Origin of the sequence: Serratia proteamaculans (genome assembly GCF_949794035.1) — a bacterium.
Taxonomy (GTDB): domain Bacteria; phylum Pseudomonadota; class Gammaproteobacteria; order Enterobacterales; family Enterobacteriaceae; genus Serratia; species Serratia proteamaculans.
Genome location: NZ_OX461105.1, coordinates 4702255 through 4721911, shown reverse-complemented (window position 1 = coordinate 4721911; position 19657 = coordinate 4702255). Strand labels below are relative to the sequence as shown.

Genomic DNA, 19657 nt, shown 5'->3' with positions numbered 1-19657 from the left:
AAACGTGGTTTTCGGATGTTTGGGGTAAATCAGAAGACATCATCCTTTGTTTTTATTAGCCCTCAAAACTGGACTTTTAACAGTAAAGAACTTTGTTAGCAGTCTGACCCCGCGCTGCGGGGTTTTTTTATGCCTGATCGAGAGGGGTATCCTGGGTTTGTTTCCAGTCGGCCAGCGCCTGTTGACGGCGGCGGTTGAGTTCGTCGCGGATCGCCAGCCCTTGCAGGCCGCTGGCTACCACCTCTTTGACCGACACCGCGTTCGCCACCTGAAACGCCTGGCGCAGATAATCGCCCTGCGGATAAGGGTTATTTTCAAAGCCGGTACGCCCGCGGGCGTCAGCTTCGCTGGTGAGGATCATCTGTTCCAGCCGCTGCGGTTTGCGCCAAACATCAACCGCGTCAAACAGCTTCAGCAGGGTCTCCGGGCGCAGCTTGTTTACCGTATGGATCAGGTCGTGATATTCGGCGACCAACTTGGCCAGATCGCGCACCGGGTTGGGTACTCGCAGTCGCTGGCACAGTTCTTCGACCAGCAGCACGCCCGCAGGTCCATGGCCGTGGTGATGTGGCCAAAGCTCTTTTGGCGTCTGTCCCTTGCCGAGGTCATGGCAGAGTGCGGAGAAGCGTACATCCACGTCTGGGCTGAGCTGGGCAGCGATTGCCAGCGTCATCAGGGTATGAACACCGGTATCAATTTCCGGATGCCATTTGGCGGGGGCCGGTACGCCGAACAGGGCGTCGATCTCCGGGAACAGTACGCCCAGTGCCTCGCAGTCACGCAGTACCTGAAAATATACCTGTGGGCTCTGGCTTTGCAGTGCCTTCTCGGTTTCTTTCCAGACCCGTTCGGCCGTCAGCGCTGAGAGTTCACCGCTGTGGGCCATCTGACGCATCAACCCGGCGGTCTCCGGGGCAATGCTAAAACCCAGATGGGCGAAACGGGCTGCAAAACGTGCCACGCGCAGCACGCGCAGCGGGTCTTCACCAAAGGCGTCGGACACGTGGCGCAGCACCCGCGCTTGCAGATCGGCCACGCCGTTGAAAGGGTCGATCAGTTCTCCGTCAGCGCTGCGGGCGATGGCGTTGATGGTTAAATCGCGGCGTTGCAAGTCTTCTTCCAGCGTCACGTCCGGCGCGGCATAGCAGGTAAAACCGGTATATCCCTGGCCGGATTTTCGTTCGGTCCGCGCCAGCGCATATTCTTCATGAGTCTCCGGGTTAAGAAACACCGGGAAGTCTTTACCGACCTGTTGATACCCCAGCGCCATCAGCTCTGCCGGCGCGGCGCCCACCACCACCCAGTCGCGGTCGACCACCGGTATCTCAAGCAAGCTGTCGCGGACGGCACCGCCGACCAGGTAAGTCTTCACTGTTAACTCCTGAATTTATCCAAAGGCTCTGTGGATCAGATTACCTCAATTAGCGATGCGCTGCCGAAACCAATAAAAAGGGCGCCATGCAGGCGCCCGATCTCAAACTGAACGTGACTTAAATCAGTTCATCCAGCGGTTGTTGCTCTTGCGACGCGGGATCAGGTGTGGCAACAGCAGACCCAACAGCAGGCCTACGCCAGCTACGCCGCCGCCGTACATGAACCACTGCAGGATAATGGTGCGCTGTTTGTCGTCGAGCTGCAGGTTAACGGCATTAACCTTTTTCTGTGCCACGACCAGCTGATTTTTCAGATCCTGGTTTTCCTGCTGCAGACCGCTGATGGTGCTGTCGCTACCCGCCACTTTCTGCTGCATTTCTGCGGTACGCTGGTTCCAGCTGTTGTCGATGTTGGCCAGCTTGTCTGTCAGGGTTTTGACCTGTTGTTCCAGCGCGGGCACCTGGGTGCGCAGGCTTGGGGTCTGGCTAAGCTGATCGAGCGGGATCCAGGTATTGCGGCCCTTGGCATCGCGGATCTGGCCATAATTGGTGCTGTCATTTACGCTCAACAGGGTCACTTCTTCACCGGCGTTCAAGGTACCGACAATACGGTACTGATTACCCGGGCCGCTGTGGACGTAAGTATTCAATTCATCGGAGATATAGCGCTTATCTTCGGCATGTGCGCCCCAAGTGATGCTGAAGCTCAGCACGGCAAGGCAAATTAGGCGTAATTTCTGCATTAGTTCATCGTTTCTGTGTGAATTTATGGGAACGATAGTAGAGCGTTCAGTCTGACGACGCAACGCAAAAACCGGAATGAGAACTATCTTACTGTGGCAGATTCTGTGAGTTGCGCAGTGTTTTATAACGTAACAGGTTTTTTCTGCAGTTAGCAGGGTTAAGGCGTCGGGAATCGCGGTAAGATAACGGCAACTGTGCGTCACCGGGCAGAACGCGGCAGGCCAGTCCCGCCGCCGTGAAGGCTGACGCGAATGCGTAACTTATTGGTGTAAAAGACTTATGACCGTTGAAATAGAACTGAAATTTATTGCTACCCCGGATGCGGTTGCCGCCTTGCCGCAGCAACTGGCTGCCTGGCCGAATCAGCATTCCGCGCCGCAAAAACTGACCAATATTTATTTCGAAACCGCCGACAATTTCCTGCGTGGTCAGGATATGGGGCTGCGTATTCGTGGGTACGACGACAGTTATGAAATGACCATCAAAACCGCCGGTAAGGTAGTGGCAGGTTTGCATCAGCGTCCTGAATACAATGTAGCGATTGCCACGCCGGAGCTGGCGCTGGATAGGTTGCCGGCGGATATCTGGCCGCAAGACTGCGATGTTCCGGCGCTGGAACAGGCGTTGCAGCCGCTGTTCCGCACTGACTTTGTGCGTGAGAAGTGGGTGGTCACTTACGGTAAGAGCGAGATTGAGGTTGGTCTTGACCAGGGTGAAGTGCGAGCCGGTGATCTGAGTGAAGCACTGTGCGAGATCGAACTGGAACTGAAAGAAGGCAACACCACCGATTTGCTGGCGCTGGCCAACGCACTGGCGGAGCACGGCGGCCTGCGTCAGGGCAACCTGAGCAAGGCGGCGCGGGGCTATCATCTGGCGCAGGGCAACGTCCCGCGTGAGCGTCATCCGCTGGCAGTATTGAAGCCGGCCGCCAAATCCAGCGTTGAGCAGGGGATGATCGCCAGTTTCGAACTGGGTTTGAGCCATTGGCAGTATCACGAAGAGCTGTGGCTGCGCGGCGATACTCAGGCCCGTCGTTCCGTGATGGAGGCGATTGCGCTGATCCGCCAGGCACTGGTGATTTTCGGTGGTCTGGTGCCACGCAAGGCCAGTGCCGATCTGCGCGCTCGTCTGACCGCACTGGAACCGCTGTTGATTGATAAAACCACCCAACCGCAGGTGCTGTGCTACAGCGCGGAATATCTACAATGTAAGTTGGCGCTCACATCGTGGTTGGTGACCGGTGCCTGGAAACCCTTTATCGATGCCAAGGCGCAGGCCAAGCTTGACGGGTCCTTCAAACGTTTCAGTGACATTATGCTGGGGCGCAGCGCCGCGGAATTGAAAGAAGCCTTCACCCGCACGTTGAACGATGATGAATATGAGGAACAACTGCCGCGTCTGACGCGTCAGGTATCGGCATTTATCCTGCTGTCGGGCGCTTACCCTGACGACGAAACCGGTCCGTACATCGACGCTTGGCGCGAGTTGCAACTGGCGGTGGCCGAACGGCGTCAGGGCTGGTACGAAGGCAGCCGCAAGCAGGCCTTATTGCAGGCGCCATTCTGGTTAAACGGCGCCCTCCGCTAATTAAGCTGGCCTGCGAGGCGCAGGCCGCAGAACGGATCATTCACTATGTTGCCACTTTCAGCAGCGTTACAGGCTCAGGCACAGAACATCGTGCAGCGTTTTCAGGAAACTCAGGGCGCGGACTGCGCGCTCAGCGATCAGGAACAGTGGGTTTTGGCGTCGAGCGACTTTGTCTGCGACATGTTGCTCAACCAGCCGGAATGGCTGGCGACGCTGCGCAAGCAACCGCCGGTGGCGGACGAGTGGCAACATTATGCAGCCTGGCTGCAGGATGATTTGGAAGAGGTGCGTGACGAAGCGCAACTGATGCGCGTACTGCGCCTGTTCCGCCGCGAGACGCTGGTGAGGATCGCCTGGGCGCAGGCGTTGGGCCAATGCAGCACGCAAGAAACGCTGCTGCAACTGAGTGGGTTGGCAGAAACGCTGATCGTCAGCGCCCGCGACTGGCTATACCAAACCTGCTGCCGTGAGTGGGGCACTCCCTGTAATGCGCAGGGCGTACCGCAACCGTTGCTGATCCTCGGGATGGGCAAATTGGGCGGCGGTGAGCTGAATTTCTCATCCGATATCGATCTGATCTTTGCCTACCCGGAAAATGGCCAGACCCAGGGCGGGCGGCGTGAGCTGGATAACGCCCAGTTCTTCACCCGTCTGGGGCAGCGGTTGATCAAAGCGCTGGATCAGCAAACCATCGACGGCTTCGTCTATCGCGTGGACATGCGCTTACGGCCGTTTGGCGATAGCGGCCCTCTGGTGATGAGTTTCGCCGCGCTGGAGGATTATTACCAGGAACAGGGCCGTGACTGGGAACGTTACGCGATGGTCAAGGCGCGGCTGATGGGCGGTTCGGAAGACGTCTACAGCGAAGAATTGCGCAAAACCCTGCGGCCGTTCGTTTTCCGTCGCTATATCGATTTCAGTGTGATCCAGTCGCTGCGCAATATGAAAGGCATGATCGCCCGTGAGGTTCGGCGGCGCGGGCTAAAAGACAATATCAAGCTGGGTGCCGGCGGCATCCGCGAAATTGAATTTATCACTCAGGTGTTCCAACTGATCCGCGGCGGCCGTGAGCCGGCGTTGCAGGGCCGTTCCTTGCTGCCCACGTTACAGGCGGTGGGGGAACTGGGGTTGCTGGAGCCGCAGCAGGTACAGGCGATGAGCACCAGTTACCTGTTCTTGCGTCGGTTGGAAAACCTGCTGCAGGCGATTGCCGATCAACAAACACAAACGCTGCCGCAAGATGAACTGGATCAGGCGCGCCTGGCCTGGGGCATGGGGTTCGACGACTGGTCGGCACTGCTGGCGGCGCTGGAGATCCATATGCAGGCGGTCAGGGCGGTATTTAACGACCTGATTGGCGACGATAGCCCTGACGTTGGCGAAGATCCGGATTATCAGCACTATCACAGTCTGTGGCAGGACGCGCTGGAAGAGAACGAACTGGCCCCGTTGACGCCACACCTGGACGAAGAGGCGCGCAGGCAGATGCTGCGCACCATTGCCGAGTTTCGTCATGACGTCGACAAACGCACCATCGGCCCACGCGGTCGTGATGTGCTCGATCAACTGATGCCCCGCCTGCTGGCGGAAGTGTGTCCGCGTCAGGATGCACCGACCGCGTTGCTGCGACTGACTCAGTTGCTATTGAGCATCGTGACCCGTACGACCTACCTCGAGCTGCTGGTGGAATACCATGCGGCGCTCAGCCATTTGATTCGCCTGTGTGCGGCTTCACCGATGGTGGCCAATCAACTGTCGCGTTATCCCTTGCTGCTGGATGAACTGCTGGAGCCGGCGACGCTGTATCAACCGGTGGCCCCGGATGCCTACCGCAGCGAACTGCGTCAGTACCTGTTGCGGGTGCCGGAAGACGACGAAGAGCAGAGGCTGGAGGCGTTGCGCCAGTTCAAGCAGGCGCAGCAATTGCGTATTGCCGCCGGGGATATCTCTGGTGCGTTGCCGGTGATGAAAGTGAGCGATCACCTCACCTATCTGGCGGAAGCGATTATCGATACTGTGGTGCAACAGGCGTGGAACGATATGGTTGCACGCTATGGCCAGCCGACCCATTTGCAGGAGCGTGAAGGGCGTGGTTTTGCGGTGATTGGCTACGGCAAACTGGGCGGTTGGGAACTGGGCTACAGTTCCGATCTTGATCTGGTGTTTATCCTCGATTGCCCGCCGGAGGTGATGACCGACGGCGATCGCAGCATCGACGGCCGTCAGTTTTATCTGCGTCTGGCGCAGCGCGTGATGCACCTGTTCAGCACCCGCACCTCGTCCGGTATTTTGTATGAAGTGGATGCCCGCCTGCGGCCTTCGGGCGCGGCCGGTATGCTGGTCAGTACCGTCGAAGCCTTTGCCGATTATCAGCAGAACGAGGCCTGGACCTGGGAACATCAGGCGTTGGTGCGGGCGCGCGTTGTACATGGCGATCCGTTGTTGCACCAGCAGTTTGACGTTATCCGTCGTGAGATCCTGTGCAAACAGCGTGATCCTGAAACGCTGAAGCGTGAAGTGCGCGAGATGCGCGAGAAAATGCGCAATCACCTTGGCAGCAAGCAGCGCGATCTGTTTGATATCAAAGCCGACGAGGGCGGGATCACCGATATCGAATTTATTGCCCAGTATCTGGTCTTAGGCTATGCGGCCGCCGAACCACGCCTGACACGCTGGTCTGATAACGTGCGCATTTTCGAGCTGATGGCCAATTACGACATCATGCCGGAAGAAGAAGCGCGCGCGCTGACCCAGGCTTACGTCACCATGCGCGATGAGATCCATCATCTGGCGTTGCAGGAGCATTCCGGCAAGGTCGGCAATGGGCAATTCGCCGCCGAACGTGAACAAGTTCGCACCAGTTGGGCGAAGTGGCTGGGCTGAGCAGGCCGGTTGCGCAATACGTTTTGCAGCTATTACAGACGTCTGTGGTAATATCTGCGCCACTAAAATTTTGTACTTTTTTGGAGTTATCGGATGAAAGTTACACTGCCTGATTTTCGCCGCGCCGGGGTATTGGTGGTGGGTGACGTCATGTTGGATCGCTATTGGTATGGGCCGACCAGCCGCATTTCACCGGAAGCGCCGGTGCCGGTGGTCAAGGTTGAAACCATTGAAGAGCGTCCTGGCGGTGCGGCTAATGTGGCGATGAACATTGCTTCGCTGGGCGCTAACTCACGCCTGGTGGGCCTGACCGGTATTGATGATGCCGCGCGGGCGCTGAGCGCCAAACTGAACGAAGTGAACGTGCGCTGTGATTTTGTCTCGGTGCCTACGCATCCGACTATCACCAAGCTGCGCGTGCTGTCGCGTAATCAGCAGTTGATCCGTCTCGATTTCGAAGAAGGCTTCTCTAACGTCGATCCACAGCCGTTACTGGAGCGCATTCAACAGGCGCTGCCACAGATTGGCGCGCTGGTGCTGTCCGACTACGCCAAAGGCGCACTGAGCCAGGTACAGAGCATGATCCAACTGGCACGGGCTGCCAAGGTACCGGTGCTGATCGATCCTAAAGGATCGGATTTCGAGCGTTATCGCGGCGCAACGCTGCTGACGCCAAACCTGTCCGAATTCGAAGCGGTGGTAGGCCACTGTAAAGACGAAGCCGAACTGGTTGAACGCGGCATGAAGTTGGTCGCGGACTTTGAGCTTTCTGCTCTGTTGGTTACCCGTTCCGAACACGGCATGACGCTGCTGCAGCCGGGCATTGCGCCACTGCATCTGCCAACTCTGGCGCAGGAAGTGTTCGACGTTACCGGTGCCGGCGATACGGTTATCGGCGTGTTGGCCGCGGCACTGGCTGCCGGTAACACGCTGGAAGAGTCCTGTTTCCTGGCCAATGCCGCCGCCGGTGTGGTGGTGGGCAAGCTGGGCACCTCGACCGTTTCACCGATCGAGCTGGAAAACGCAGTACGCGGTCGGGCCGAAACCGGCTTTGGCGTGATGACCGAAGCCCAGTTGAAAACCGCTGTGGCGCAAGCACGTCAGCGCGGTGAAAAAGTGGTGATGACCAACGGCATCTTCGACATTCTGCATGCCGGTCACGTCTCTTATCTGGCCAATGCCCGCAAGCTGGGCGATCGCCTGATTGTGGCGGTGAACAGCGATGCTTCCACTAAACGTCTGAAAGGCGAAACCCGTCCGGTCAACGCGTTGGAAAACCGCATGATCGTGCTGGGTGCGCTGGAAGCGGTGGACTGGGTAGTGCCGTTTGAAGAAGACACGCCACAGCGCCTGATCGCCGATATCCTGCCGGATCTGCTGGTGAAAGGCGGTGATTACAAGCCTGAAGACATCGCCGGTAGTTCCGAGGTGTGGGCTAACGGCGGTGACGTCAAAGTGCTGAACTTTGAAGACGGTTTGTCGACCACCAACATCATCAAGGCAATCAAAGACGGGCGTGGTTAACGCTTGCTGAAAACGGCGGTGGGCAGTGAGTGGACTGAAGCAAGAGCTGAGTTTGGCGCAGGGCGTTGGGCTATTGTCCACTTCACTGCTGGGCACCGGGGTGTTTGCCGTTCCGGCCCTGGCAGCACAGGTGGCGCAGGGCGATAGCCTGTGGGCCTGGCCGGTGCTGATTATCCTGGTCTTCCCTATCGCCATCGCCTTTGCCGCTTTAGGCCGTCACTTCCCCAGCGCCGCTGGCGCAGCACACTTTGTCGGGCTGGCCTTTGGCCCGCGCATGGCGAAAGTGACCGGCTGGCTGTTTTTGTCGGTGATCCCGGTTGGGCTACCCGCTGCGTTGCAGATTGCCGCCGGTTTTTGGCAGGCCACTTTCGGCTGGAGCGCCAATGGCCTGCTGTTGGTGCAGATCGCCACGCTGGTGGTGATTTGGTTTTTAGGCACGCGCAGCGCAGGTTCCAGCGCCAATATTCAAACGCTAATCGCTATTCTGGTGGTGGCGCTGGTGGCCGCTATCTGGTGGCGAGGCGACATCTCACTGACTCAAATTCCCTGGCCGGCCATCGACGAAATCTCCCCGCCCAATCTGTTCCACGCATTGGCAGTGATGTTCTGGTGCTTTGTGGGGTTGGAGGCGTTTGCCCATCTGGCGACCGAGTTCCGTAACCCTGAACGCGATTTCCCGCGTGCGCTGTTGTTTGGCATGTTGGTCGCCGGGGCAGTGTACTGGGGCTGTACCGTAGCGGTGCTGCATTTCCATGCCTACGGTGAGCATCAGGCGGCGGCAGCTTCGTTGCCGGGTATCGTGGTGCAGCTGTTTGGTCAGCATGCGCTGTGGGTAGCCTGCATTATTGGCTATCTGGCCTGCTTCGCCAGCGTGAATATCTATACTCAAAGCTTCGCCCGGCTGGTGTGGTCGCAGGCGCAGGATCGTCCGTCCAGCGCGCTGGCCAAGCTGTCTGCCGGACAGGCCCCGGTCAATGCATTAAGCGCGGTGGTGGGGAGTTGCTTGCTGTTCACTTTGCTGATTTATACGCTGAAGCTACCGCTGGATACGCTGCTGGTGTATGCCAATGGCATCTTCGTGTTGATCTACCTGCTGTGCATGCTGGCGGGTTGCCGAATTTTGCACGGACGTTCGCGGTTAATGGCGGCGACAGGACTGGTGCTGTGTGTGTTGCTGATGGTAATTATTGGCTGGAAAAGTCTGTATGCGCTGGCAATGTTCGCGCTGATTTGGCTGGTGTTGCGGCTTAAGCCGCAGGCGGCGTTCAAACCGCAATAAGGGCGCGGTGCCGCGCCCTTAACGGTAACTTATTCGGCGTCTGGCTGTTGCGCAGCAGGCGTGGCGTTCAGCTTGCTTTCCAGCTCACTCATACGCTGTTCCAGCAATGCCAGTTTTTCGCGGGTGCGCAGCAGCACCTGGGTCTGCACGTCGAACTCTTCGCGGTTGACCAAATCCAGGCGGGTGAGCTGTGACTGCAACACCTGACGGATTTTCTTCTCAACGTCTTCCCCGAATTCACGCACACCTTTAGGCATGGACTCATGCACCTGACGTGCGATCTGTTCAATTTTTTTCGGGTCAATCATGGCGTTTCCCTTTCAGAGTTTATTAGCTGTCGCCTAGTGTAATGCGAGTTGCTCGCCGGATAAACTATTAACCGCATTCCATGGCACTGGCCGAATTGTGCTTTTGCCAATTGCCCTGATTAATCATTAGCGTTATAGTCGAGAAGCTTATTCTCAGGGCGGGGTGCAAGTCCCCACCGGCGGTAAATCACCTTTTACGGTGAAAGCCCGCGAGCGCTCAGCCAGTTTCTTGCAGTTTGGTTAGAGGTCAGCAGATCCGGTGTAATTCCGGGGCCGACGGTTATAGTCCGGATGGGAGAGAGTAACGGTATCTGCCGGGTTTGCGCCCGCTTGCGTTATTTTTTTAGCTATTGCTAGCTACTCCTCAAGATCGCCCTGGTTCTGGTAATCCATAATTTTCTAATGAGGTTTTTTACCATGAATCAGACCCTACTTTCAGATTTCGGCACGCCAGTAGAACGCGTAGAACGCGCTCTTGAAGCATTGCGCAGTGGGCGCGGTGTGATGGTGCTCGATGATGAAAATCGTGAAAACGAAGGTGATATGATCTTCGCCGCAGAAACCATGACCGTTGAGCAGATGGCGCTGACCATTCGCCACGGTAGCGGTATTGTGTGCCTGTGTCTCACCGAAGAACGCCGTCAGCAGCTTGAGCTGCCGATGATGGTGACTCACAACTCCAGCCAGTTCCAGACCGCCTTCACCGTGACTATCGAAGCGGCGCAGGGGGTGACGACCGGTGTTTCCGCATCCGATCGTCTGACCACCATTCGTGCGGCAATTGCCGATAACGCCAAGCCGAGCGATTTGAACCGCCCTGGCCACGTGTTCCCACTGCGTGCGCAGCCGGGTGGCGTGCTGAGCCGTCGTGGCCATACCGAAGCGACGATCGATTTGGTATCAATGGCCGGTTTCAAACCTGCCGGCGTGCTGTGTGAACTGACCAACGATGACGGCAGCATGGCGCATGCGCCAGAAGTGATCCTGTTCGCCAAACAGCATGACATGCACGTGCTGACCATCGAAGATCTGGTGGCTTACCGTCAGGCGCAGGAGCAGAAAGCCAGCTGATATCAGACTGATTTTCTGAACATGAAAAAAGCCGCATACGCGGCTTTTTTTGTCGCTGAAAAACGGTTAACCGATGCCGCCACTTTGTAACAGCGTCAGGCTGAATCCCATCACCGCCATTCCGCACAATACCCCGTAGCTCGGGTTATTATTCGGATCAATTTCTTTCGCCAACGGCATCAGTTCATCGACCGATAGCGCCACCATAATGCCGGCGACTGCCGCCATAATCGACGCCATCACCACCGGTGATATCATCGGGCCGAGCAGCAGAAATGCCAGCACGCCGCCGAGGATTTCCGCCATACCGGAAATTCCCGACCACAGCAGTGCCTTGGTCTTTGAGCCGGTCGCCGCATATACCGGCCCGGCAACCGCCAGACCTTCAGGGATATTGTGGATGGCGACGGCCAGCGCGATGCCCATCCCCAGTTCAAGATCGGCACTGGCAGTGACATAGGTAGCAATGCCCTCCGGGAAGTTGTGCAGGCTGATGCCCAGCGTTAACAGCACGGCGGTACGTTTCAGGTTGTGCGGCTGGAGCGGCTTCTGCAGTAAATCTTGTGGATGCTGGTGTGGCAGCATCCGATCCAGCGCAAAATAACCCAGCAGGCCGAGCATGAACATGCCGTAGCCCAGCATGGGTGACATGCCCTGGGTGTGCAGCGCCGCTGGCAGCATTTCCATTAATGATATCAACAGCATAATCCCGGCGGCAAAGCCGAGAGCAAATGCCAGCATTCGATTGGAGGGCTTCTGGCCGATAATGCCGAACAGGGCACCGACAAAGGTGGCGCCGCCGGCCAGCAGGGTCAGGAGCAGTGGTACGGACATAACTCTCTCCTATATGCTGAAATTATTGTTTATTTTCTGATACTAACAGAGTAAAGGCATAAATCGAGTGGATTTGGCTGATTGCTTCCATTGTTTTAACCATTCAAATTTATTGAAGATCATCATCATGGTTATCCGGCTGTTTTAGCGCGGTAAACGGCGTAATCTGGTTCACATAATGTATTGCGACCAACCAAGGATCCTGTATGAACACCTCTCGTATGCCAGCACTTTTTCTCGGCCACGGTAGTCCGATGAACGCGCTGGAAGAAAACCGCTACACCCAGGCATGGCGTACGTTGGGTGAAACCTTGCCACGTCCGAAGGCTATCGTTGCCGTTTCCGCTCACTGGTATACCCGTGGCACTGCGGTTACCGCGATGGAAAAACCGAAAACCATCCATGACTTTGGAGGGTTCCCACAGGCGCTGTTTGATACCCAGTATCCGGCACCCGGTTCACCTGAACTGGCAGCGCAGATCCAGCAGGTGCTGGCGCCGATCAACGTCAAGGCCGACGTCAGTGAGTGGGGGCTGGATCACGGCACCTGGGGCGTTTTGATCAAAATGTATCCCGAGGCGGACATTCCGGTCGTACAGCTCAGTATCGACGGTACCCAACCGGCGGAATATCACTATGACCTGGGCCGCAAGCTGGCGGAGCTGCGCGATCAGGGGATCATGATCGTTGCCAGCGGTAACGTGGTGCATAACCTGCGGATGGTGAAATGGCAGGGTGACGCCACCCCTTATCCATGGGCAACGTCGTTTGATAAGTTCGTGCGGGATAACCTGAATTATCAAGGCAATAACCACCCGCTGGTGAACTTTATGCAGCATGAGGGCGCGGCGCTGTCGAACCCGACGCCGGAGCACTACCTGCCACTGCTGTACGTGCTCGGCGGCTGGGACGGTGAGGAGGCGATAACCGTGCCGGTGGATGGCATTGAGATGAGCTCATTGAGCATGCTGTCAGTACAGATCGGCTAGAACGTTCACGCCAGCTCAGGCTGGCGTGGATTTATTTGCAAAACCGCAGGATTCGCGGATCACCAGAGAAGGCGGCAGGATGATACGTTTTGGCGGCTCATCATTGCCCTGAATACGGCTATACAACAGTTCCCCGGCTTTACGGCCAATCTCGCGCGAGGCCACCGACACGGTGGTCAAACCCGGCTGTACCAGCGAGGCTTCGGTAATATCATCAAAACCAATTAACGCAAAATCTCTGCCAATCTGACGGTCGAGTTTGCGCAATGTCTGCATTACCCCCAACGCGACGATGTCCTGATAGCACAGGGCTGCAGTGATTTCCGGGTGGGCTCTTAGTAACTGTTCTGCTGCCTTGGCACCGGAACTCTGGCTGGCCTCGCTGTCCACAATCCATTCCCCTTTAACCATAATCCCGTGTTCCAGCAGCTTGCTGGTGTAGCCTCCCAGTCGCTGTGCGCGCGTGGTGGAGCTGATGGAGCCGCCGATAAAGGCGATATGGCGATGGCCAAGATCCAGCAGATGCTGAGTCGCCAATTGGGTGCCCAGGAAGTTGTCGGTGCCGACGAAGTCAAAATGCGCATCGGCCACCGGCCGAACCACCATAATGGCCGGTATCTTGCGGCGCTTCAGCGTTTCAAAAAACAGAGTGGGAGTTTGCCGGGCGGCGCACAGCACCATGCCGCTGGTATTGTTCTGTAGCAGGGAGTCGACAAATTTTTGCTGCCTGTCGGCAGACTCTTCGCTGTTGGCCAGAAACAGCATCAACTGGTGACGCTCCATTTCCTGGCTCAGTCCGGCGGTCATCTCCGCATAAAACGGATTGGTGATGTCGTGCAGTAACAGGCCGACCTGGTTGCTGCTGCGATTGCGCAGGTTAGCGGCGGTCTGGTTGTAGACATAGCCCAGTTCATCAATGGCACTCAGTACCCGCTTACGGGTGGCGTCCGATATGCGGCCACGGTTGCGCAATACCATCGATACCGTGGCGGTGGAGACTTTTGCGTGTGCGGCGACGTCCGCCAAAGTTATCGTGCTCATTTTATCTCCTGTCGATGCCGACGGTCATAGTAAGGTATAACGATTAACCTTATTTCGTAAAATTCCGTCAATAAATCGTGATTCATGTCACGAAGGTTCGGTTTTTTATGGGGTTATTATCGATTTTAAGAGGTTAATCCCGTTAACCAGCCTGTTTGTCAGAAGGTTAATCGATTAATCTTTTTCTATGTATCCAGTTCATAGGCAGAAGAATATGACAGAGCAACAGCATAAATCAACCAGCTATGACAAGTATCCGGAAGTGGCGGTGCAGGGGTTTGATAATGCCGCCTGGCAAGGCTGGCAGGCAGTGACCGAGGCCGTCAGCCACAAAATTGCCGCCCTCGGGTTGCGTAAAACCCTGTTGGTAGTGGATTGCTACCATGGGGTGAGTCTGGCAGAGCTAATCGAGAATCTTATTAAGCCTCTGCAGCCGGCCAGTAGCATCAATGCTGAATCGGCCAAATACGATGAACCGCACATCCACGCGATGATTGAGCGCAATTTAACCGATGACCGTGTTTTTGGCGTGTTGTCGTGCCATGAAATGCCCGAGTTTTTTGATGCTGAGCGCGTCCAGCAGTTGCGCGATCAAATTGCGCGCGTCGACAGTGGGCTGGTGGTGGTTTATGGACCGGGCGCGGCGCTGATCGCCGAAGCCGATGTATTGGTGTATGCCGATATGGCCCGCTGGGAAATCCAGCAGCGTTTTCGCCGCGGCGAACTGGGCAACTGGGGCGCGGCCAATGTGGACGAGGATGTGCTGCGCCGCTACAAGCGTGCATTCTTCGTGGAATGGCGAGTCTTCGATCGTCATAAAACCCCACTGCTACAGCGTGCAGATTTTGTGTTGGACACCAACCAGGCCGGCCAACCGAAGCTGGTGACCGGTACGGCTTTCCATGCCGGATTGCAGCAGGCAACCCAACGCCCATTCCGCGTGGTGCCGTTTTTTGACCCCGGCGTTTGGGGTGGCCAGTGGATGAAACAACAGTTCGATCTCGACCCGACGGCAGCCAACTATGCATGGTGTTTTGACTGCGTGCCCGAGGAAAACAGCCTGCTAATGCGTTTTGGTGACGTCCGGGTCGAGATCCCCTCACAGGATTTGGTGCTGTTATATCCCCACCCCTTACTGGGTGAGCGGGTGCATGCCCGCTTCGGCGCCGAATTCCCGATCCGTTTTGATCTGCTGGATACCGTCGGCGGGCAAAATCTCAGCTTCCAGGTGCACCCGCTGACGGAATATATCCAACAGCATTTCGGTATGCATTACACCCAGGACGAAAGCTATTACATCCTGGCGGCAGAGCCGGGTTCCGAAGTGTACCTGGGGGTGAAAAACGGCACCGAACCGCAGGCGATGATGGCCGATCTGGCCGCCGCGCAAAGAGGTGAAAAAGCCTTCGATGATCAACGTTTCGTGAATCGTTTCCCGGCGCGTAAACACGACCATTTTCTGATCCCGGCGGGGACGGTGCATTGTTCCGGCTCGGGCGCCATGGTGCTGGAGATCAGCGCTACGCCGTACATTTTCACCTTCAAGCTGTGGGACTGGGGTCGTCTGGGATTAGATGGACAACCGCGCCCGGTGCATCTGCAGCATGGTGAGCAGGTGATCAACTGGCAGTGCGACACCACCTGGGCAACGGAGCATTTGGTGAACCGCATTGAGCAAGTTGCCGAAGGTGCTGGCTGGCAGGAGGAGCGAACCGGTTTGCACGAGCGGGAATTTATCGAAACTCGGCGTCACTGGTTTAGTGAACCGGTGCTGCACCATACCGAAGGCCGGGTGAACGTGCTGAATCTGGTCGAAGGGGAAGAGGCGGTAGTTGAAAGCCCTGAAGGCCATTTCGCGCCCTTCGTGGTGCATTACGCCGAAACCTTTATCGTACCGGCCGCCGTGGGGCCGTACCGTATCAGCCCCCATGGTCGCAGCCTGGGCAAAACTCTGGGCACCATTAAAGCCTGGGTAAGGGGATAAGCATTATGTTGAAAGTGATAGTGACCTCCCATGGCCCGTTGGCCGAGGCGCTGATGAGCAGCGCAGGTATGGTTTACGGTGAACTGCCAGGAACCAGCCATGTGGCCCTGAGCGAAGGGGCGGGTATTGAAGCCTTTAAACAGGATTTTGCCGATAAATTGCAGCGGGTAAGCGCAGGGGCCGACGGTGTGCTGGTGCTGTGCGACATGCTGTGTGGCACGCCCTATAACGTGGCCTGCCGCCACGCATTTGATCCCCAAAGCCCGGTGCCGATGGCCGTGGTGACCGGCGTGAATTTTCCGATGTTGTTAATGAGTGCCGAATTACTGGAGGGAAAGGATGTTCAACAGGCGGCACAGGAGCTGGTAGCGCTGGGGGCTGAGGCGATTTCCCTTGCTCGTCCAGCGGTAACGGCACAACCAGACGATTTCTGAGGAGAGAATATGGCCATTTCATTTGTTCGTATCGACGACCGGGTTATTCACGGTCAACTGGTGACCCGTTGGGCGAAGGAATTGCCCTGCGACGGCATTGTGGCGATCGATAATGAGGTAGCGGCGGATCCACTGCTGTCATCGGTGATGAAGGGGGCGGTGCAAGACACCAGGGTATGGTTGTTTACCGTGCAGCAGGCGATAGAAAAGCTGCCGAAGGTGATCGCCAGCGACAAGCAGTACTTTGTGATTGGCAAATCACCGGTCACGCTGCGCAGGTTGATAGAGGCAGGGATCGATCTCGGTAATCGTAACAAGAAAATCAACGTTGGGCCGATGTCTGCCCGCAAGGACACGGTGACCATTGGCCCGAATCAATCAGTGAGCGCGGTAGAGGCAGAGGCCTTCGATTTTCTTACTGAACACGGACATGCCATCGAATTTCGTTTAGTCCCTGATGCCAGCCATTTCAGTTGGCTGGACGCAAAAAAGAAACTCAAATAAGCCTGAACGGCAGGAGTTAACTATGTGGTTTGAAGCGACGCTTATCGGGATACTTTGCTATCTCGGCGCGCTGAGCAGCCCCTGGCTGCTGGGACTGACCGGAGGCTGGTATATTCTCAGCCGTCCGTTGGTCTCCGGCATGCTGGTGGGGGCTATTCTCGGCGATGTACAGACCGGTATCATCATCGGTGTTGCGGTCCAGGCGGTGTATATCGCCATGGTCACACCGGGTGGATCGATGCCGGCCGATCTCAACTTTGTGGCGTTCCCGGCGATTGCGCTGGGTATTCTTTCCGGGAAAGGAACCGAGGTGGCGGTCGCACTGGCGGCGACTATCGGCATCATGGGGACCGTGTTGTTCAACGCCATGATGGTGCTCAATTCTTACTGGAATCACCGTGCGGATCTGGCGGTGGAGCGCGGTGATGAACGGGGAATTTACCTCAATAGCGCCATCTGGCCGCAGGTCACCAACTTCCTGCTGCGTTTTATTCCGACGTTTATCGCGGTGTTTTTCGGGGCGCGCTACATCAACGCCTTTATGGACAGCCTGCCGGCGCTGGTGTTGACCACCATGAACGTGGTGGGCGGTATTCTGCCCGCGGTCGGTATCGCCATCCTTCTTAAACAGATTATTAAAAGCTACAGCATGCTGATTTACTTCCTGGTAGGGTTTATCTGCATTGTTTTCCTCAAGCTGAATATGGTGGCGCTGGTGATTGTCGGCGCGCTGCTGGCACTGATTCACTACAACTATAAGCCAGAGCCGCAGGTGGCCGCCGCACAGGCCGCGCCTCAGGCTGATGATGAGGATGAATTCTGATGGATACGCCAACACCAAAATTGACTAAGCAGGATCTGCGTCGTTGCTGGCGCAGTTGGATGATGTACAACCTGTCATCGATGAGCTTTGAACGCCTGGAGTCTTACGGTTTCTGCCTGAGTATGATGCCGGCATTGAAAAAGCTGTATCAGGACAAGCAGCAGCGTATTGAGGCCATTCGCCGCCATACCTCGTTTTACAATACCGAGCCGCAGCTGGGCGCGATTGTGAACGGCATGGTGATAGGGCTGGAAGAAAAACGCGCCAATGGCGAGCCGATCGACGGGGAAACCATCAACACGCTCAAGGTGGGGCTGATGGGACCGGTGGCCGGTATTGGCGACTCGATGGTTCCGGGCATGCTGATCCCGATTTTGCTGAGTATCGGCATGGCACTGGCGGCCGGTGGCAGTGTGATTGGCCCGCTGTTTTACATCATCGCCTTCAGCCTGATCGTCATTCCGGGGTCTTACTGGCTGTTTATGAAAGGCTACAACATGGGCTCCGGCTCGGTGGAGATGCTGGTCAGCAGCAAATCCTCACGCCTGCGGGAAGCACTTTCCCTGCTGGGGGTATTCGTCATGGGCGGCGTCGCGGCGAGCTACGTCAAACTGGGGACAGGTCTGGAGTTTGTCACCAAAGACGGGGTAAATATTCACCTGCAGCAAATGCTGGACGGCATTTTCCCTAACCTGATGCCGTTGATCGTGGTGCTGGCGACCTGGTACCTGATGGCCAAGCGCGGGCTTTCACCGGTGAAAGCGATGCTCGGGCTGCTGGTATTGGCGGCGGCAGGGGTAGCCTGCGGTTTATTCTCTTAAGCTATCCTGAGTTACACGTAGGGGCGAATATATTCGCCCCGTTCTCTTTCACGGCTCAAATCGTTGCCATTTTTCCGCTACGCTGCCCGGTTTGGAAATGAACTGAAAGCGTGCTGGATCGGCCTCAAACTGTGAGTATAAGGGGGCATCGCTCAGGCCGAACTCGTGGTATTGGCGTGGTCCGATGGCGTGCAGCCTGCCGGATTGATATCGTGGATTCTGTTGCCAAATAATATGGTTGCCCTGCAATAACGGGTACCAGGCCAGCCCTTTGTATTCACGTACTGCATCGTATTCAAAGCCATATTCACGATCGCACCAGGCGGCGAAGGTCAGCGGCTGGTTGGGATCGGCGGAAATGGTGGCGTGAGCCCATCCTGGCGGTACCAATACCTTTTCACCGGGGCCGGCATGGACGGCAAAGCAACGTCCCGGCTCACGCTCAACCCGTTCTTGCATGTAAATAATGGCCTTACCTCGCCAGATCTCGTACAGCTCCGGCGGTGACCAGCCGCTGTGTACGCTGATGCGGTGCACATGGCCCTGGCTGCGTACCGGCTCCTGACCTAACTGGCCCTTGGCATAGGTGACAATACCGAACAGCAACATGCGCTTCTTCAATTCCGCCAAATGCTGTTGTTTGGCGACGTCCATAGCGATGGCATAAACCTGTTCCGGCCCATGGCAGTCAGGATCGCGTAAGGAGCGGCGGATTTGTTCCAGCGTTCTTATTTCCGGCAATGGCCCAATCACCTCATCGCCATAGCCGAATCCCATCGGGTTGTCGCTAATGCGCACATCAAGGCCAAATTGCAGCATCGAGTCACTCATATTGCGCCTCCGCTTTCCAACCGTTGCCATCGGCAAAGACCCGCAGTTTGAATCCCTGTGGTTGCAGTGCGTCGTAGTTGTGCCCTGCCACCGTTGGCCAGACCGCCAGGGCGGACAGCACCTCAGTACCGGTGTTAATCAGGCGGTGAGCGGTAAACGAAGGGATATGGTGAACGCTGCCGGGGGCAACCTGTTCCAACGTACAAGCCCCGTCCCGGTGTTGCAGTAGCAGCAAACCCTGGCCACGCAGGCCAAAATAGAACTCAGCCTGTTCGGGGCGCTGATGAAAATGCCCACGGGTCATAAAGAATTCGTTACCCACCCGGCCAGGCTGCAGGTGAGTGGTGCCCACAAACAGCTCACCTTCCTGTAGCTCGGAGGGCAGCATTTCGACCTGATAGACGGCAAGTTCTGCCGGCATCGCTCGCCATGCTGCAGGATCGGCAAAGATCCCCGCCAGGCTGCCCAGGGTCGTAGATTTGCGTTGAATATCAGGTGCGGTAAAGCATCCGTCGGCCAGGTCGACCTGCGGTGGAATAATGGACGTCAGTTTCATATCTGGTTGCTCCGCCCGAGGAGAACAGACGCTTCGAGTATAAAAGGTTAATCGATTAATCTCCAGCCGGA

At 56.7% G+C, this 19657-nt stretch carries 18 protein-coding genes and 1 riboswitch; of the genes, 11 read left to right on the top strand and 7 right to left on the bottom strand.

Going from position 1 to position 19657, the window contains the following annotated elements; all coding sequences use genetic code 11:
* Positions 1–127 precede the first annotated feature (127 nt).
* Together QOT07_RS21915 and QOT07_RS21910 are read right to left on the bottom strand one after the other, a co-directional pair.
* Positions 128–1372 carry a multifunctional CCA addition/repair protein gene (locus QOT07_RS21915; RefSeq protein WP_261428122.1) on the bottom strand — a complete coding sequence of 415 codons (1245 nt, stop codon included), beginning with the start codon at positions 1370–1372 and terminating at the stop codon, positions 128–130.
* A 123-nt stretch (positions 1373–1495) separates the two neighbouring features.
* Entirely contained in the window at positions 1496–2116 is a 621-nt protein-coding gene (locus QOT07_RS21910) for a TIGR04211 family SH3 domain-containing protein (protein ID WP_012146991.1), read from the bottom strand.
* 280 nt (positions 2117–2396) lie between these two features.
* Between QOT07_RS21910 and QOT07_RS21905 the strand changes: the two genes are divergently transcribed.
* From QOT07_RS21905 to yjeH, 4 genes are all read left to right on the top strand, one after another.
* Complete coding sequence (locus QOT07_RS21905) at positions 2397–3704, top strand: CYTH domain-containing protein (RefSeq protein WP_283603921.1); 1308 nt, start codon at positions 2397–2399, stop codon at positions 3702–3704.
* Between the two features lie 45 nt (positions 3705–3749).
* On the top strand, positions 3750–6587 hold the full coding sequence (gene glnE, locus QOT07_RS21900) for a bifunctional [glutamate--ammonia ligase]-adenylyl-L-tyrosine phosphorylase/[glutamate--ammonia-ligase] adenylyltransferase (RefSeq protein ID WP_207977395.1): 2838 nt from the start codon (positions 3750–3752) through the stop codon (positions 6585–6587).
* Between the two features lie 93 nt (positions 6588–6680).
* Positions 6681–8111 (top strand): bifunctional D-glycero-beta-D-manno-heptose-7-phosphate kinase/D-glycero-beta-D-manno-heptose 1-phosphate adenylyltransferase HldE, encoded by a 1431-nt coding sequence (gene hldE, locus QOT07_RS21895; RefSeq protein ID WP_219017009.1) that lies wholly within the window; start codon positions 6681–6683, stop codon positions 8109–8111.
* Between the two features lie 25 nt (positions 8112–8136).
* The gene (yjeH, locus tag QOT07_RS21890) at positions 8137–9390 is read left to right on the top strand and encodes an L-methionine/branched-chain amino acid transporter (RefSeq protein WP_099063255.1); all 1254 of its coding nucleotides are present in this window, start codon (positions 8137–8139) and stop codon (positions 9388–9390) included.
* 29 nt (positions 9391–9419) lie between these two features.
* On the opposite strand, the gene ubiK is transcribed toward yjeH, so the two are convergent.
* Entirely contained in the window at positions 9420–9698 is a 279-nt protein-coding gene (ubiK, locus tag QOT07_RS21885) for a ubiquinone biosynthesis accessory factor UbiK (protein ID WP_012146986.1), read from the bottom strand.
* Between the two features lie 145 nt (positions 9699–9843).
* A riboswitch (FMN riboswitch) is annotated at positions 9844–10005 on the top strand.
* Between the two features lie 110 nt (positions 10006–10115).
* Here ubiK and ribB point away from each other — a divergent pair.
* Positions 10116–10769, top strand: a complete 654-nt coding sequence (ribB, locus tag QOT07_RS21880) for a 3,4-dihydroxy-2-butanone-4-phosphate synthase (RefSeq protein ID WP_099063256.1) — start codon at positions 10116–10118, stop codon at positions 10767–10769.
* 66 nt (positions 10770–10835) lie between these two features.
* Here the strand turns inward: ribB and zupT are convergent, their stop codons facing one another.
* The gene (zupT, locus tag QOT07_RS21875) at positions 10836–11603 is read right to left on the bottom strand and encodes a zinc transporter ZupT (protein ID WP_207977401.1); all 768 of its coding nucleotides are present in this window, start codon (positions 11601–11603) and stop codon (positions 10836–10838) included.
* 206 nt (positions 11604–11809) lie between these two features.
* Between zupT and ygiD the strand changes: the two genes are divergently transcribed.
* Complete coding sequence (gene ygiD, locus QOT07_RS21870) at positions 11810–12592, top strand: 4,5-DOPA-extradiol-dioxygenase (protein WP_129937273.1); 783 nt, start codon at positions 11810–11812, stop codon at positions 12590–12592.
* Positions 12593–12607: 15 nt separating this feature from the next.
* Here the strand turns inward: ygiD and QOT07_RS21865 are convergent, their stop codons facing one another.
* Entirely contained in the window at positions 12608–13633 is a 1026-nt protein-coding gene (locus tag QOT07_RS21865) for a LacI family DNA-binding transcriptional regulator (RefSeq protein ID WP_283603920.1), read from the bottom strand.
* A 214-nt stretch (positions 13634–13847) separates the two neighbouring features.
* Here QOT07_RS21865 and QOT07_RS21860 point away from each other — a divergent pair, with 214 nt between their 5' ends.
* From QOT07_RS21860 to QOT07_RS21840, 5 genes are read left to right on the top strand one after another with little or no spacing between them, the layout of a single operon-like run.
* Entirely contained in the window at positions 13848–15617 is a 1770-nt protein-coding gene (locus tag QOT07_RS21860; RefSeq protein WP_099063260.1) for a class I mannose-6-phosphate isomerase, read from the top strand.
* 5 nt (positions 15618–15622) lie between these two features.
* Positions 15623–16051, top strand: a complete 429-nt coding sequence (locus QOT07_RS21855) for a PTS sugar transporter subunit IIA (protein WP_283603919.1) — start codon at positions 15623–15625, stop codon at positions 16049–16051.
* A gap of 9 nt (positions 16052–16060) precedes the next feature.
* Positions 16061–16555 (top strand): PTS sugar transporter subunit IIB, encoded by a 495-nt coding sequence (locus tag QOT07_RS21850; RefSeq protein WP_283603918.1) that lies wholly within the window; start codon positions 16061–16063, stop codon positions 16553–16555.
* 22 nt (positions 16556–16577) lie between these two features.
* On the top strand, positions 16578–17378 hold the full coding sequence (locus tag QOT07_RS21845) for a PTS mannose/fructose/sorbose/N-acetylgalactosamine transporter subunit IIC (protein WP_085119282.1): 801 nt from the start codon (positions 16578–16580) through the stop codon (positions 17376–17378).
* On the top strand, positions 17378–18199 hold the full coding sequence (locus QOT07_RS21840; protein ID WP_099063263.1) for a PTS system mannose/fructose/sorbose family transporter subunit IID: 822 nt from the start codon (positions 17378–17380) through the stop codon (positions 18197–18199). The genes QOT07_RS21845 and QOT07_RS21840 overlap by 1 nt, the downstream gene beginning before the upstream one ends.
* A 48-nt stretch (positions 18200–18247) precedes the next feature.
* Here the strand turns inward: QOT07_RS21840 and QOT07_RS21835 are convergent, their stop codons facing one another.
* Both QOT07_RS21835 and QOT07_RS21830 read right to left on the bottom strand, forming a co-directional pair.
* Positions 18248–19030, bottom strand: a complete 783-nt coding sequence (locus tag QOT07_RS21835; protein WP_207977412.1) for a glucose-6-phosphate isomerase family protein — start codon at positions 19028–19030, stop codon at positions 18248–18250.
* A complete protein-coding gene (locus QOT07_RS21830) occupies positions 19023–19586 on the bottom strand; it encodes a glucose-6-phosphate isomerase family protein (protein WP_261428115.1) in 564 nt (187 codons plus the stop codon). The genes QOT07_RS21835 and QOT07_RS21830 overlap by 8 nt, the downstream gene beginning before the upstream one ends.
* Between the last annotated feature and the right edge of the window lie 71 nt (positions 19587–19657).

Bases quoted from the DNA above. Each gene is read 5' to 3' on its own strand.
- QOT07_RS21850 (WP_283603918.1), top strand. From the start codon at position 16,061: ATGGCCATTTCATTTGTTCGTATCGACGACCGGGTTATTCACGGTCAA.
- zupT (WP_207977401.1), bottom strand. From the start codon at position 11,603: ATGTCCGTACCACTGCTCCTGACCCTGCTGGCCGGCGGCGCCACCTTT.
- QOT07_RS21830 (WP_261428115.1), bottom strand. From the start codon at position 19,586: ATGAAACTGACGTCCATTATTCCACCGCAGGTCGACCTGGCCGACGGA.
- ygiD (WP_129937273.1), top strand. From the start codon at position 11,810: ATGAACACCTCTCGTATGCCAGCACTTTTTCTCGGCCACGGTAGTCCG.
- QOT07_RS21855 (WP_283603919.1), top strand. From the start codon at position 15,623: ATGTTGAAAGTGATAGTGACCTCCCATGGCCCGTTGGCCGAGGCGCTG.
- QOT07_RS21910 (WP_012146991.1), bottom strand. From the start codon at position 2,116: ATGCAGAAATTACGCCTAATTTGCCTTGCCGTGCTGAGCTTCAGCATC.
- QOT07_RS21835 (WP_207977412.1), bottom strand. From the start codon at position 19,030: ATGAGTGACTCGATGCTGCAATTTGGCCTTGATGTGCGCATTAGCGAC.
- ubiK (WP_012146986.1), bottom strand. From the start codon at position 9,698: ATGATTGACCCGAAAAAAATTGAACAGATCGCACGTCAGGTGCATGAG.
- hldE (WP_219017009.1), top strand. From the start codon at position 6,681: ATGAAAGTTACACTGCCTGATTTTCGCCGCGCCGGGGTATTGGTGGTG.
- QOT07_RS21865 (WP_283603920.1), bottom strand. From the start codon at position 13,633: ATGAGCACGATAACTTTGGCGGACGTCGCCGCACACGCAAAAGTCTCC.
- QOT07_RS21845 (WP_085119282.1), top strand. From the start codon at position 16,578: ATGTGGTTTGAAGCGACGCTTATCGGGATACTTTGCTATCTCGGCGCG.
- glnE (WP_207977395.1), top strand. From the start codon at position 3,750: ATGTTGCCACTTTCAGCAGCGTTACAGGCTCAGGCACAGAACATCGTG.
- QOT07_RS21840 (WP_099063263.1), top strand. From the start codon at position 17,378: ATGGATACGCCAACACCAAAATTGACTAAGCAGGATCTGCGTCGTTGC.
- QOT07_RS21905 (WP_283603921.1), top strand. From the start codon at position 2,397: ATGACCGTTGAAATAGAACTGAAATTTATTGCTACCCCGGATGCGGTT.
- ribB (WP_099063256.1), top strand. From the start codon at position 10,116: ATGAATCAGACCCTACTTTCAGATTTCGGCACGCCAGTAGAACGCGTA.
- QOT07_RS21860 (WP_099063260.1), top strand. From the start codon at position 13,848: ATGACAGAGCAACAGCATAAATCAACCAGCTATGACAAGTATCCGGAA.